Raw genomic sequence first — 13,370 nt, 5'->3', positions numbered from 1 at the left:
ATACAGCGCTATACAAACTCTACTCTTCGGAAACCTGACCTTTATCCAGCCCGAAAGCCGCATGCAGAACGCGTACGGCAAGCTCGGTGTACTTGTCATCAATAACACAAGACACCTTGATCTCACTGGTTGAGATCATCTGAATATTCACACCTTCTTTAGAGAGTGTTTCAAACATCTGGCTGGCAATACCTGAATGCGAGCGCATGCCAACACCAACGATCGACACCTTGGCAATGTTTTCGTTACTTTGAACTCCGGCAGCTCCAATCTTGACAGCCGTATCCTCAACAATCTTCAGAGCTTTTTTGAAGTCAGAACGCGGCACGGTAAAGGTCAGATCAGTCGACCCTTCATGGGAAACATTCTGAATAATCATGTCGACTGTGATATTCGCTGCCGAAAGAGGAGAGAAAATCTGTGCAGCGATGCCAGGCATGTCGGGAACGCGCAACACAGAAATTTTTGCTTCATCTTTATTGTAAGTAACACCTGAAACCAGGACCGTTTCCATATCTGCATCCTCCTTCATCACCAGAGTCCCTTGATTGCCATTCAGGCTGGAACGTACATGGACGACGACATTATATTTTTTGGCGAATTCAACGGAACGAATCTGCAAGATCTTCGATCCAAGAGAAGCCATCTCCAGCATTTCATCGTAGGAAACCTTTTCCATCTTGGAGGCCTCTGGCACGATGCGCGGGTCAGTGGTGTAGACTCCGTCAACATCCGTCAGAATCTCGCAGACATCAGCCTTAAGAGCTGCGGCAACAGCCACGGCAGACGTGTCGGAGCCACCACGTCCCAAGGTCGTGATATTGTTATCACGATCAATCCCCTGGAAGCCTGCGACAATAACAATGGTGCCATTGTGCAAGTCTTCACGCATGCTGGTATCCTGAATCTCCTCGATACGCGCTTTTGTAGAAGAGCTGTCGGTGTAAATCGGCACCTGCCAGCCCAGATAACTCTTCGCTTTATAGCCCATTGACTGCAGTGCCATCGACAGCAGAGAGATCGAGACCTGCTCGCCGGCAGCGACCAGAACATCATACTCCCGTTCACTTGGAAACTCGCACATCTCTTCTGCCAGGGCGACCAGTTTATTGGTCTCACCAGCCATCGCCGAGACGACAACGACCATATCGTTACCTTCATCGTAAGTGCGTGCAACCCGTCGAGCTACATTCTGTATCTTTTCGATACTCCCTACTGAAGTACCACCATATTTTTGAACCACTAGTGCCATCGGTGGTTGATCCTTCCTGGCATGAACTTTTCAGAAGTTCATACCTGCTGAGATAGCCCCTTGAGGGGTTGATTGTTTTTAATAACAGTATTCGACTTGGCCGTCAAAGGTTTTCACGGAGCATCATGCGGGTATTCCTTAAGAAAGACAGTGTCTTGACATTTTATCCAAGATTTCTCTACCGCGGTCATCAAACGCTTCGAAGTAGAATTGACGTATGTCTTCATCAACACGTTCGATGCTAACAGAGAGGGATGCAGAAAGTACATCCGTCATACGATCAGCCCATTCAACAAGAGTCAGGCCCTCTCCCTCGGCAAACTCGTCATAACCGAGGTCTGCCAGATCATCGACCTGTGAGAGCCGATAAAGGTCAAAATGATACAGGGCAAGACGGCCCAGATGAATATTAAGCAAAGTATAAGTTGGACTGGTTACCGGGGTTTCTGCAGAGACTTCGAGGCCCATCGCAACACCCTGGGCAAAGCAGGTCTTGCCAGCGCCAAGATCGCCGTTTAAAAGAACAACCAAACCGGCAAGAGCGAGATCTCCAAAGCATTTTCCCAGGCTACGGGTCTCTTCAGGACCTGAAGTTGTCGTTTCCAAAACCTGCAAACCTTACGACCCCATACTCCGAATAACGTCGAGACGCGCCACAACACCAACGAGCTGGTCTTCTGTAAGAACCGGCACCAGGTGAACCTTGTTATCGACCATCAAGCTGGCAACCTCGGAGACCGGAGTTTCTGGCGAACAGGTCACTACATCGGAAGTGCAGATTTCACCAACTTTCCGTGCAGTCACCTTACGAACGGCCTCTGAAAACTTTTTCGGGCTCTCCAGATAGATAACCCAATCAAAGAGAGAGATGACTGTAGGGATATGTAGGGGCTTGTCCTGTTCAACAAGGTCCGTCTGGGTCACCATGCCAACCAGCAGGCCGTCATCATCAACAACCGGCAAAGCGTTGACCTTGCGTTCAACAAAAATTTTAGCCAGAGCCTTGATTTCGGAATCCCGATGTACAGTATATATTTGTGTTGTCATGATATCGCCAGCTGTCAGCATTTAAGCCTCCTTTGCCAAAGCCTGCCTTGCAGCAGGGATTTCACGCATAACATCAGTCGCCAGCAATCCGGCATCACCAAAGCTGGATTGCAGCCTGTCAGCAGCGAAACCATGTAGATAAACGCCAAGCGTTGCGGCATCAAAGGCCGTCAGCCCTTGAGCTATAAGGCTACCGATCAGGCCGGTCAGTACATCGCCCATGCCACCGCTCGCCAGACCTGCATGTCCGGTGGTGTTGATGCGCACCTGTCCATCCGGTGAAACGATCAAAGTACGCGCCCCCTTGAGGACGAGAACCACCCCTTTTTGCATCGCAAAATCACGGGCAACGCGGAAACGATCCGCTTGAATTTCCGTGACCGAAAACCCCGTCAATCTCGCCATCTCGCCTGGGTGAGGGGTCAGTACCATCTGACGATCAAGCTGTCCTTCAATAATATTGAGATGACCACACAGTGCAGCCAGTGCATCAGCATCAACCACTATTGGCAGTTCAGAATCTTCTATCAGATGACGGACCAAATCACCCGTCTCTTTACCAAGACCGAGCCCTGGGCCTAGGGCAAGAGCTTGCTTCCCTTCGGTCAGGGAGAGCAAATGACCAAGAGCATTGAGGTTGGCTTCTCCTCGAAAATCTGACAAGGGAGCAGTCATCACTTCTGTAAGTCGCGAAGCAATGCCCGGTTGGACACTTTGCGGACAAGCCAGCGTCACCAACCCAGCCCCCGCTCGCAAGCCAGATTCTGCCGCCATCACTGCGGCTCCACATTTGCCCGTTGAGCCAGCCACAACCATAAGATGGCCAAAGGTCCCCTTATGACCATCAGGATTGCGCACCGGCAACAAACGTCGGGCTTCATCAGCGTCGACCAGCAAATAATCAGTCGAGACTTGCCCGGAGACTTGCGTCGGGATACCGATATTCGTAACCACTAACTCACCGGCCAGACCGGCTCCCGGATAGCTGACCTGGCCTATTTTGGGAAAGGCAAATGAGACTGTTAAGGTTGCATTTACGGCGGTCCCCATAACCCGGCCAGTCGAAGCGTCTATACCAGAGGGGATGTCAACCGCAACAACTGGAGACGACTGTTGATTAAGCCATTCGATAGCCTTCAGGTTAACCCCTTGTACCGGCTTCGTAAGCCCGGTGCCGAACAGAGCATCAACCAAAACCGTCAAATCACCGACGTCAACGAGCGCTTCCATCAGAGCCTCGCCATCCGCAACAAAGGTGACCTGGCCTTTACAATTCTCCAAAGCCCTCAGATGAACGGCAGCATCCCCCTTGATGGCATCACGCTCTGCCAAAGCCAGAACGTGCACTGTCCATCCATAGTCCAGAAGGTGCCTGGCAATCACGTAGCCATCACCACCATTATTGCCTTTACCTGCCATGATCAGTGCACGAGGTGAATCTGCAGAGGCAAAGCGCTGCTCAATTTCCTCGGCGACACCACGGCCGGCATTCTCCATCAACACGACACCGGGAATCCCGATCTCATCAATTGTCTGGCGGTCAACCGCCTGCATTTGCACAGCAGTCAGGACTTTCATAGACGTTCCAGAATTACAGTGGCAACAGCATAGTCTCCGTCGTGGCTATAAGATAAGTGTACCACTCCAACCTGCTTTGCGTTTGCAATCTCGGCAGCGCGCCCGGAGAGTTGCAGATCGGGACGGCCCAGTTCATCGGGGACAACCTCCATATCGTGCCAACTGATCCCCTCTCGCCAACCCAAGCCAAAGGCTTTCAGGCATGACTCCTTGGCCGCAAATCGTCCCGCCAGGTGAGGGGCAGGATCTTTTTTGGCAAAAGCATAGTCACGTTCGCCCTGGGTAAAAAGCCGCCCCAAAAGGGCGGTCTTATTTTCGACAACAAACCTTCGGAATCGTTCGACCCTGGCCAGGTCTGTACCCAAACCGACAATCGGCATAATCAGCTTCCACGTACCAGTTCTGACATTTCCCGCACAGCCCGGTCAAGACCGACCAGGACAGCTCGCGATATAATGCTATGACCAATATTGTATTCTTCTACCCCACCCAGTGCCAGCACTGGCCGGATATTCTGATAGTTAAGCCCATGTCCGGCATTCACGCCAAGACCCAGCTTTTTCCCCGCCTTGATCGCTTCTTCAATCTTGGTCAACTCCGCCACCTGCTCTTTGCCCTTGGCATCACAGTAGCTTCCAGTATGTATCTCTATAAAATCCGCCTTAACCCGGGTCGAAGCTTTCAATTGTTCAAGATCGGGATCCACAAAAAGGCTTACGGTGATACCGGCCTGATGTAAAAGATCAATATGCCGAGACAATTTGTCCTTGTGTTTCACAACGTCGAGGCCGCCTTCGGTAGTAAGCTCCTGGCGTTTTTCCGGAACCAGGGTCACGTAATCGGGGACGACTTTCATGGCGATCGCGACCATTTCATCGGTCGATGCCATCTCAAGGTTCAGATGGGTCTGTAGGGTGCGACGCAGCAACATGACATCGCGGTCCTGAATGTGCCGGCGGTCCTCGCGTAAATGAACGGTTATACCATCGGCACCGGCCAACTCAGCCATTGCAGCCGCTGTAACAGGATCCGGTTCCGTACCGCCTCTGGCTTGCCGGATTGTTGCTATATGATCGACGTTAACACCCAACTTGGCCATATTAAACTCCTGCTGTTCCTTCGCCGATCGTCCCTTCAACAAGTGAAGCTATTTCATTAGCCATCCCGGTAATTTCAGTCTGGTCCTGCCCCTCAAGCATAATTCTCATCAAGGGCTCGGTACCCGAATAGCGGATAAGGACCCGCCCGGTATCGCCCAGACGTTTCTCTACAGCTGAGATTAACGCTTCAACTTCAGGGAGTTCCTTAATGGCGCGCCGCTCACGCACACGAACGTTAACCAGCACTTGAGGTAAGGCCGTCATCACCGAAGCCAACTCGGAAAGCGGCTTATCGCTTTTTTGCAGAATAGCCAGGACCTGCAACGCTGAGATCATGCCGTCGCCGGTCGTATTGTGATCCAGGAAAATCATGTGGCCGGACTGTTCACCACCGAAACGATAACCGCTGCGACGCATCTCTTCCACCACGTAACGATCACCTACATCGGTTTTAATCACTCGGCCGCCGGCCTTTCGCAGGGCAATATCCAGCCCCATATTCGACATAACAGTGCCGACCACCGTGTTCTGCGGCAGCTTATTGCGTTTGATCATGTCGATTCCGCAAATTGCCATAATATGATCGCCATCTACTTCTTCGCCATTCTCGTCAACAAAAATGCAACGGTCGGCATCACCATCAAGAGCAATCCCCAGATCAGCACCATGTTCACGCACAGCAGCAGAGATAACTTCGGGGTATGTGGAGCCACAACCATCGTTAATATTGGTGCCATTCGGACTGACGCCATAAGCGAACACTTCAGCACCCAACTCTTCAAGGACAGCAGGAGCCACGCGATAAGCGGCACCATGCCCACAATCCAACACAATTTTAAGCCCAGTCAGATCAAGCTCCCTGGGAAAAGTGTGCTTCAGAAAGACGATATAACGGCCCACGGCGTCGTCAACGCGAAAAGCCTTGCCTACTTCCTCTGCTGTTGGGCGCAATGAATCGATCCGATCCGAAAAAATCAGATCTTCTATCTGCAGTTCCAATTCATCTGGAAGCTTAAAACCGTCTCGTGCAAAGAACTTGATACCGTTATCCTGATAAGGATTGTGCGACGCGGAGATAACCACACCAGCATCGGCACGCATAGATGCAGTAATAAAAGCAATGGCCGGGGTCGGCAAAGGACCGACCAAAAGAACATCAACACCCATGGAACATATTCCTGCGGCAAGTGCGTTCTCTATCATGTAACCGGACAGACGCGTATCTTTGCCAATCACAATTCTGCTACGTCGATCTGCGTGTTTAAAGACGTAAGCGGCTGCGCGACCAAGCTGCATAGCCATTTCAGTCGTTATCGGGTGAATGTTGGCGACGCCACGCACCCCGTCAGTTCCAAACAATTGTTTTGCCATTATTTTGGTGTTTCCCCCTCTAGCTTGGTTTCTTCTGTTGTTTCCACTTCAGGTTGCGGTGGCACATAGTCAGGATCAGGCTGCAGTACCACCTGAACCTCAACGGTCTTGGTTTCCTTCAGGTCGGTGTAGTTGCCAATATAGCTGATAGCCACGGCCTGGGAGAAACTCTCCTGGACGTTGGTCAGGTCGATCCCTTCGGTAACGACCTCTGACACACCTTTAAGCTCGCTTTCAGCACCGGCTACAGCCACTTTCCCGGGTATGGCTTTAGAGGATTTAACCATAAATCCGACGGCCGGTTCGCCGGTCATCACGACCCGAACTGGAACTTCACGTTCACGCACCCGATCAAGCTTGACATCAACATAAGACGGAGAAATCCGGGTGATTTTCAAACCACTTGGGATATTAAGACTTTCCTCAAGACGTTTGAAAGAAGTCACTCCTGCGGAAAGTCCTGTCAAGTCGACAGCAAGACTGATATCTCCCGGGCTAAGATTCACTTGCATGGCACGCGGCCCGCTAATGCGGATGGCAACAGAGGTCGGGACCTCACTCGCAATCATCAAACCTTGGGGGAGATTTTCGTATTCGAGCGGCACGATATGGTTAACTTCCATGCGGCTTTCTCCCATGACAAAGAACCACAGGACCACGGCGAAAGCCAAAGAGATAAATTTCAACAACCAGTTTTCAAAAATTTTTTCGACCATGCTCAGCTCTTCACACCGCGTTTACGTCGCGGTTCAAGCAGACGTTTAAGAACTTTTTTCAAGGTAGTCACTTCCAGGTCACGGGTTATCTTGCCGCCCACAGCCACTGAAATAAACCCGGTTTCCTCTGAAACAACAATGACGACAGCGTCAACCAACTCCGTCAAGCCGATCGCGGCACGATGACGTGTGCCGTAACGCGGACTGACATCGAGGTTCTGGGTCAGAGGCAAGAAACAACCCGCCCGCGTAATCCGGCCTCGCTGAATGATAACAGCGCCATCGTGAATGGGCGAAGCGGTATTGAAGATCGAATGGATCAACTCACTGGACGGCTTGGCATCCAGCTCAACACCGACATCGAGAAAGTCATTAAGACCTGTTTCGCGCTCGATGACGATCAGGGCCCCAAGTTGCCTCTGCGCAAGAGCAACACAGCTCCTGCATAACTCATCGATAACGCGGGTTTCTTCACGAAAAGAGAGGTCGGCAAAGAACGGGTTTCGACCTACATGAATCAGGGCGCGACGGATATCGTGTTGAAAAAGGACAACGATCACCAGAATGATCGAGGAGAGGAAATTATTAAGAATCCAGTTGAGGGTGTAGAGGCCGCCAACCTGTGAAGCAACGTAGACCATCAAAAGCACAGCGAGGCCAACCAACATCTGCACGGCCCTGGTGCCTTGAATAAGAAGCAAAATCCGATAAATAATAAAGGCGACCAGAAAGATGTCGAACAAATCCAGAAGCCATCGGAAATTTGTCAACATCTCAAACATTCAGTACATCCCCTGTCTACAATAAGGAAGTCTTGCTCGCTGCCCACTCCGCTCCGTCACATACAGCCTGAGCCATCAAGACCGTCTGACGTGCAGCAGCAACATCATGGACCCGAAATATGCGGGCGCCACCTGCGTAACCGAGGGCAAGAGTGGCCATAGTTCCAATCAAACGATCCGACGGAACCTTTTGCTCAAGGACCTGGCCGATAAAACTCTTTCGTGAGGTCCCCAGGAGTATCGGTCGCCCCAGCTCCGCCAGGGTTGCGGTCTGCCGCAAAAGTTCAAGATTGCCAGCGGTATCTTTACCAAAGCCGATCCCGGGATCTATGGCAATCTTATCAAGCGCCACGCCAGCCTGTTCGGCGCAGCGGATGCTTTTCTGTAGTGAAGCGACGACCTCAGCGACCAGATCCTCATAATCGGTGTTCTGTTGCATGGTTTCAGGCTTGCCACGGGTATGCATCACGATCAAACCTGCCCCGGAGGCTGCGACAACATCGGCCATTTTTGGATCATAAGACAAGCCACTGATGTCGTTAACAAACTCGACCCCGGAGGCGACAGCAGCAGCAGCAACCGTACTCTTGCTCGTATCAATGGAGAGCGGCAGATCCAGTTCCCGGGTCAAGGCTTCAATCACCGGCAGCACCCGGTCAAGCTCTTCAGCCTCGTCGACCGATGGAGCCCCGGGCCGGGTACTTTCGCCACCGATGTCTATCAGGGCAGCACCCTCTCGGGCCATGCTACGCGCCTGCTCAAGAGCCTCATTAACCGAACAAAAAAGACCACCATCCGAGAATGAGTCAGGCGCCACATTCAGGACACCAACAATACAAGGCGCCTGTAGATCGAGGCGCAAGGTTCGTCCGGCAAGATAGGTTTGCGGCGTACCATGATGTGCGACCAGCCCTTTAATCATTCCTCAACAGCAGCTGTCTCGACAGGAGTGTCGCCAACGTCTTCAGCAGGCACTTCCACCTCACCAAAGAGCATGGCCTTAATCTCGCTGCCATCCATATTCTCGCGCTCAAGCAATGCCTCTGAGACCTCAATCAAGCCAGCTTTGTATTTGGAAAGGATCTCTTGCGTTTGCTTATAGTTCTCTTCAACAATCTGTCGAATTTCAGCATCAATGGCGCACGCGGTTGCCTCACTGTAGTTTTTGACATGGCCGTAATCACGACCGAGGAACACCTCTCCGCCCTCTTTTTCTCCGTAAGCCAGCGGCCCAAGCTTGTCGCTCATACCCCATTCACAAACCATCTTGCGGGCAATCGCTGTCGCTCGCTCCAGATCATTAGAAGCTCCACTGGTAACACTCTCGAAGATCAGTTCCTCGGCTACCCGCCCGCCGAGAAGGGTGCGGATCTTAATATTCAAGCCTACCTTGGTCTCGTTGTACTTTTCCTCTGCGGGCAAGTACATGGTGACCCCCATAGCCCGGCCTCGTGGAATAATTGAAACCTTGTGAACAGGATCGGCACCCGGAGTATACATCGACACCAGGGCGTGACCTGCTTCGTGGTAAGCCGTTACTTTCTTTTCTTCCTCGGTGATCACCATGGAACGCCGCTCAGCACCCATCATGACCTTGTCCTTGGCACTCTCAAGGTCCTGTCGATTGACTTCGTCCTTGTTGGCTCGTGCGGCCAAAAGCGCCGCCTCATTAACCAGGTTTTCCAAATCAGCTCCAGAGAACCCTGGTGTGCCTTTGGCGATCACGTTGAGATCAACATCCTCGCCCAAAGGAACCTTACGTGCATGCACCTGGAGAATTTTGAACCGGCCTCGGACATCAGGACGCGGCACAACCACCTGGCGATCAAAACGCCCGGGACGTAGCAAAGCTGGGTCAAGAACGTCAGGACGGTTGGTGGCAGCGATCAGGATAACGCCCTCGTTCGACTCAAATCCATCCATCTCAACCAGCAGCTGGTTGAGGGTCTGTTCCCGCTCATCATGACCACCACCCATTCCGGCACCACGATGGCGACCGACAGCGTCAATCTCATCGATGAAGATAATGCAGGGCGCATTTTTTTTCCCCTGCACAAAAAGGTCACGCACACGGCTGGCACCAACGCCAACAAACATTTCGACGAAGTCCGAGCCAGAGATAGAGAAAAACGGCACACCGGCTTCACCGGCAATTGCTCTACCCAGTAGGGTTTTACCTGTTCCAGGAGCACCGACCAACAAGACACCTTTTGGAATGCGCCCACCGAGGCGGGAGAACTTTTTTGGGTCCTTCAGGAAGGCGACGACTTCTTCAAGTTCATCCTTAGCTTCATCAATTCCAGCCACGTCGTTGAAGGTGATCTTGGCTGAAGACTCACTAAGCAGCTTGGCGCGACTCTTACCAAAGCTCATAGCCTTGCCACCACCAGACTGCATCTGTCGCATAAAGAAGATCCAGACGGCGATCAAGAGAAGGATAGGCCCCCACGAGACCAGAAGAGACATCCAAAAGCTGTTGCCTTCATCTGGCTCCGCTTCGATGGCGACACCCTGCGCGCGCAACATACTGATCAGATCGGGATCATCCGGAGCATAAGTCTTGAATGCCGAGCCATCAGCGTAGGTTCCCTCAAGGTTGGAACCCTGAATAGTCACATCTGCGATCTCACCCTCTTCCAGGGCAGCCAGGAAGGTCGTATATGGAACAGGTTTGAGGTCGCGACCCTGCTGGGTCATCATATTGAACAGCATGATCATCACTAACGAGATGACCAGCCAAAGAGCCAAATTCTTGTAAAACTGATTCACGTTACCCCCTAAGTCTGAAAACACCTGAAATATATGGTGTTTGGCGTTTTAAAAGCACTGAAAACATTATCATATCGGTGCGCCTTTCACAAGTCGATTATGAGTCTATTCTAGTCTTAATTTCGAACCTTAAACTCTGCTCGTTCGGCAGGGGTCGTTGCCCCTCAGACCGGCGCATGCCGACAACCCAGAGGATCTCATTATTCTTGACCAACACCAGGGCGTTCTGGCGTTCCTCGCGGGTCAACTTAAGATCAACGAAGAGATCCTGCAGTTTCTTTGTTCCCTTCATCCCAGAAGGACGAAAACGATCTCCCGGCTCACAACTCCTGACATGCAACGGGAACGATAATGATCGTGCGGAGAAATCAACAACGCTACGGCTCTCTCCAAGAGGAGACTCTTCCTGCGTGACGCTCAAGATTCGGTTCTCCGACAAGCAGTAATCTCCCGGAGATGTGAGCTCACAGCTAAAAGGGTCGACAGCTGCAGGGGCCTCACTTCGCAACAAGAGGACATCATATCGACGTGCGACCCAGGCACCGGGCAGGTCCAGGGCCCCCTGCGGCTCCCCTTCACTGAGCAACGTCATGATATCAGCGGTATGGGCTGCAGTGATGCCACGCAAATCACCACGCACTTCTGCCAGAGCGGCCCGGACCAGACGACCCGTCAAGGCCTGAGGTAAAGCAAGCAGACCGTTCCGATTCAAAACATATTCATCGCCCAGCCATTGGCCATGCTTTGGAAGCTCACGAGCAACCAGATCAGACCAGAAAATTTCATCCTGCTGCATCTGTTCACAAAGGCCAACAAGCTGCGTACGTATATTCGAATTAAATTCTGCCAGAGCAGGAAGCAATTGATGGCGGATACGGTTACGCGTGAAGCGTTGATCAAGATTGCTCAGATCCTCACGCCAGGCAAGGTCTTCCGATTGGATATAGTCCAGAAGTTCCTGACGAGAGAAAGGCAACAGAGGCCGCACAATAGAGCCGTTGGTTGTCCTCATGCCAGCCAGTCCTGTGGCACGACTGCCGCGCAAAAGACGTAGGAGGAAGGTTTCCGACTGGTCATCTGCGTGGTGGCCAAGAGCGACCAGATGACAGCCACGCACCTGAGCCGTTTTTAGCAGAAAATCACGACGCACATCCCTGGCGGTCTCCTCAAGGTTGCTCTTTCTTTGCCGGGCAATCTCGGCTACATCCAGGTGTTCCTGGGTTAAGTGAACACCAAGACCGGTGCACAACTCTGTAACAAAGCGTGCATCATCACGGCTTTCAGGGCGCAAGGAGTGATCAAGGTGCGCTGCTTCCAGGTGGATTTGCAGAGGAACAGCCAGCTGATGAAGGAGTGTCAGTAAAGCAACCGAATCTAAACCGCCGGAAACAGCCACAAGAACGCGACTGCCGGAAGGGATGCAACCGGACTTAAGAAGCGACCTATGAAAGCGTTTCTGTAAAGACATAGAACCATCACCTGAAACGCAGAACCCCCTTCCGGGGATGGAAGAGGGTTCTGTCAGTGTGGTGGCGGTGCAGAGATTCGAACTCCGGACACTGCGGATATGAGCCGCATGCTCTAACCAACTGAGCTACACCGCCGAAAACCAGCAAGCCGCCAAACCGGCGGCCTTTATTTTTTGGTCGCGGGGCTTGATTTTGTTAAAAGAAACAATTAACAAGTTCCCACTGACAGCCTGATCGGCCATGATCAGAGAGCCTTTTTTACAGGCTCGCAGAAAATAAGTCAAGACCGATTTTCGCACCCTTCGGATTTCCGGGGAGAGTGTTTTTTTAACCTCGGACTACCAGTGTGATCAGGTTGTAAATTCATCCTTTCGCCGACGCTTTTTCGATCAACTCACCAGCCGTCCAACAAAGCAAGTGTGCCGGTTGAGGACCCTTAACTGCGTTTCTGACTTATCGCATCAACGCACAATGATTAAAGAGCTCTCTCTGCTCTTTAAAATTTAGCTGGCCGCTTCTCCATGAAAGCGCTGATACCCTCCTTGCAGTCTTCCGTCGTAAAGCAAAGAGCGAAGAGGTCAGCCTCGTAACGTGAGCCACGGGCAAAATCCATCTCCATGCCATTGTCAATCGCTTCCTTGGCGAGCCTGATGGCCGAAGAGCTTTTGTCACACATCTTCATGGCCAGAGAACGCGCCTCTTCCATCAAGCCCTCCTTCGCCACAACGTGGTTGACCAAACCGATCCGGCAAGCCTCTTCGGCATCAATCATCTCACCTGTAAAAATCAGCTCCTTGGCCCGCCCCTTGCCAACAAGACGGGACAAGCGTTGGGTCCCGGCAAAGCCTGGGATTATGCCGAGTTTGACTTCAGGCTGCCCGAACCTGGCCGAATCTGCAGCGATCCGGATGTCACACCCCATGGCCAGTTCGCAACCGCCACCGAGAGCATAACCATTAATAGCAGCGATCACCGGCTTGGGAAAAGCTTCCAGCCGATCAATAACCCGCTGTGCCAGCAACGCGAACTTGCGAGCGCTATCGGCATCCAGGGTACCAAGGTGACTGATATCTCCTCCGGCAACAAAAGCTTTCTCACCTGCACCGGTGAGGATAAGAACACGAACTTCGGCGTCCTTCTCCAGCTCAGCGAGCAATCGATCCAGACCTTCGAAAGTTGCTACAGTCAGGGCATTGAGAGCCTTGGGGTTGTTAAAAGTAATCGTTGCCAGGGGTCCATCTTTCTCGAGCAACAAGTTTTCATCCGCCATGAATATTCTCCTTTGC

At 52.0% G+C, this 13,370-nt stretch carries 13 protein-coding genes and 1 tRNA gene; all 14 read right to left on the bottom strand.

The genetic code is table 11. The annotated features are described in order from the left end of the window. Window positions 1–19: 19 nt before the first annotated feature. The 14 genes from P9J64_07335 to P9J64_07270 all read right to left on the bottom strand — a co-directional run bounded on the left by P9J64_07335 (window position 20) and on the right by P9J64_07270 (window position 13,354). Entirely contained in the window at window positions 20–1,252 is a 1,233-nt protein-coding gene (locus P9J64_07335; protein MDG5468135.1) for an aspartate kinase, read from the bottom strand. A 138-nt stretch (window positions 1,253–1,390) separates the two neighbouring features. Beyond that, complete coding sequence (gene tsaE / locus P9J64_07330; protein ID MDG5468134.1) at window positions 1,391–1,858, bottom strand: tRNA (adenosine(37)-N6)-threonylcarbamoyltransferase complex ATPase subunit type 1 TsaE; 468 nt, start codon at window positions 1,856–1,858, stop codon at window positions 1,391–1,393. Between the two features lie 12 nt (window positions 1,859–1,870). Further along, window positions 1,871–2,320 carry a CBS domain-containing protein gene (locus tag P9J64_07325; protein MDG5468133.1) on the bottom strand — a complete coding sequence of 150 codons (450 nt, stop codon included), beginning with the start codon at window positions 2,318–2,320 and terminating at the stop codon, window positions 1,871–1,873. Continuing rightward, a complete protein-coding gene (locus P9J64_07320; protein ID MDG5468132.1) occupies window positions 2,321–3,877 on the bottom strand; it encodes an NAD(P)H-hydrate dehydratase in 1,557 nt (518 codons plus the stop codon). Then, complete coding sequence (gene acpS / locus P9J64_07315) at window positions 3,874–4,257, bottom strand: holo-ACP synthase (GenBank protein ID MDG5468131.1); 384 nt, start codon at window positions 4,255–4,257, stop codon at window positions 3,874–3,876. Before acpS ends, P9J64_07320 begins: the two co-directional genes overlap by 4 nt. 2 nt (window positions 4,258–4,259) lie before the next feature. After that, complete coding sequence (locus tag P9J64_07310; GenBank protein ID MDG5468130.1) at window positions 4,260–4,976, bottom strand: pyridoxine 5'-phosphate synthase; 717 nt, start codon at window positions 4,974–4,976, stop codon at window positions 4,260–4,262. 1 nt (window position 4,977) lies between these two features. Then, window positions 4,978–6,348 carry a phosphoglucosamine mutase gene (glmM, locus tag P9J64_07305; GenBank protein ID MDG5468129.1) on the bottom strand — a complete coding sequence of 457 codons (1,371 nt, stop codon included), beginning with the start codon at window positions 6,346–6,348 and terminating at the stop codon, window positions 4,978–4,980. After that, complete coding sequence (locus P9J64_07300) at window positions 6,348–7,064, bottom strand: CdaR family protein (protein MDG5468128.1); 717 nt, start codon at window positions 7,062–7,064, stop codon at window positions 6,348–6,350. The genes glmM and P9J64_07300 overlap by 1 nt, the downstream gene beginning before the upstream one ends. 2 nt (window positions 7,065–7,066) lie before the next feature. Then, on the bottom strand, window positions 7,067–7,837 hold the full coding sequence (gene cdaA, locus P9J64_07295) for a diadenylate cyclase CdaA (GenBank protein MDG5468127.1): 771 nt from the start codon (window positions 7,835–7,837) through the stop codon (window positions 7,067–7,069). Window positions 7,838–7,862: 25 nt separating this feature from the next. Then, window positions 7,863–8,768, bottom strand: a complete 906-nt coding sequence (folP, locus tag P9J64_07290; GenBank protein MDG5468126.1) for a dihydropteroate synthase — start codon at window positions 8,766–8,768, stop codon at window positions 7,863–7,865. Then, window positions 8,765–10,615 (bottom strand): ATP-dependent zinc metalloprotease FtsH, encoded by a 1,851-nt coding sequence (gene ftsH / locus P9J64_07285; GenBank protein ID MDG5468125.1) that lies wholly within the window; start codon window positions 10,613–10,615, stop codon window positions 8,765–8,767. The genes folP and ftsH overlap by 4 nt, the downstream gene beginning before the upstream one ends. A 97-nt stretch (window positions 10,616–10,712) precedes the next feature. Next, window positions 10,713–12,083, bottom strand: a complete 1,371-nt coding sequence (tilS, locus tag P9J64_07280; GenBank protein ID MDG5468124.1) for a tRNA lysidine(34) synthetase TilS — start codon at window positions 12,081–12,083, stop codon at window positions 10,713–10,715. A gap of 59 nt (window positions 12,084–12,142) precedes the next feature. Further along, window positions 12,143–12,219: transfer RNA gene (locus P9J64_07275), tRNA-Met, on the bottom strand. Window positions 12,220–12,580: 361 nt separating this feature from the next. Then, window positions 12,581–13,354 (bottom strand): enoyl-CoA hydratase-related protein, encoded by a 774-nt coding sequence (locus P9J64_07270; GenBank protein ID MDG5468123.1) that lies wholly within the window; start codon window positions 13,352–13,354, stop codon window positions 12,581–12,583. Window positions 13,355–13,370: the final 16 nt, after the last annotated feature.

The sequence above is a fragment of the Deltaproteobacteria bacterium IMCC39524 genome, from assembly GCA_029667085.1.
Lineage (GTDB): Bacteria > Desulfobacterota > Desulfuromonadia > Desulfuromonadales > BM103 > M0040.
Note: the sequence above shows the minus strand (reverse complement) of the source record. Positions and strands in the feature narration are given on the sequence as shown.

Excerpts from the sequence above, each read along its gene's own strand:
- tilS (MDG5468124.1), bottom strand. The coding sequence starts at position 12,083 with ATGTCTTTACAGAAACGCTTTCATAGGTCGCTTCTTAAGTCCGGTTGC.
- P9J64_07300 (MDG5468128.1), bottom strand. The coding sequence starts at position 7,064 with ATGGTCGAAAAAATTTTTGAAAACTGGTTGTTGAAATTTATCTCTTTG.
- P9J64_07270 (MDG5468123.1), bottom strand. The coding sequence starts at position 13,354 with ATGGCGGATGAAAACTTGTTGCTCGAGAAAGATGGACCCCTGGCAACG.
- P9J64_07325 (MDG5468133.1), bottom strand. The coding sequence starts at position 2,320 with ATGCTGACAGCTGGCGATATCATGACAACACAAATATATACTGTACAT.
- cdaA (MDG5468127.1), bottom strand. The coding sequence starts at position 7,837 with ATGTTGACAAATTTCCGATGGCTTCTGGATTTGTTCGACATCTTTCTG.
- P9J64_07335 (MDG5468135.1), bottom strand. The coding sequence starts at position 1,252 with ATGGCACTAGTGGTTCAAAAATATGGTGGTACTTCAGTAGGGAGTATC.
- glmM (MDG5468129.1), bottom strand. The coding sequence starts at position 6,348 with ATGGCAAAACAATTGTTTGGAACTGACGGGGTGCGTGGCGTCGCCAAC.
- acpS (MDG5468131.1), bottom strand. The coding sequence starts at position 4,257 with ATGCCGATTGTCGGTTTGGGTACAGACCTGGCCAGGGTCGAACGATTC.
- P9J64_07310 (MDG5468130.1), bottom strand. The coding sequence starts at position 4,976 with ATGGCCAAGTTGGGTGTTAACGTCGATCATATAGCAACAATCCGGCAA.
- P9J64_07320 (MDG5468132.1), bottom strand. The coding sequence starts at position 3,877 with ATGAAAGTCCTGACTGCTGTGCAAATGCAGGCGGTTGACCGCCAGACA.
- folP (MDG5468126.1), bottom strand. The coding sequence starts at position 8,768 with ATGATTAAAGGGCTGGTCGCACATCATGGTACGCCGCAAACCTATCTT.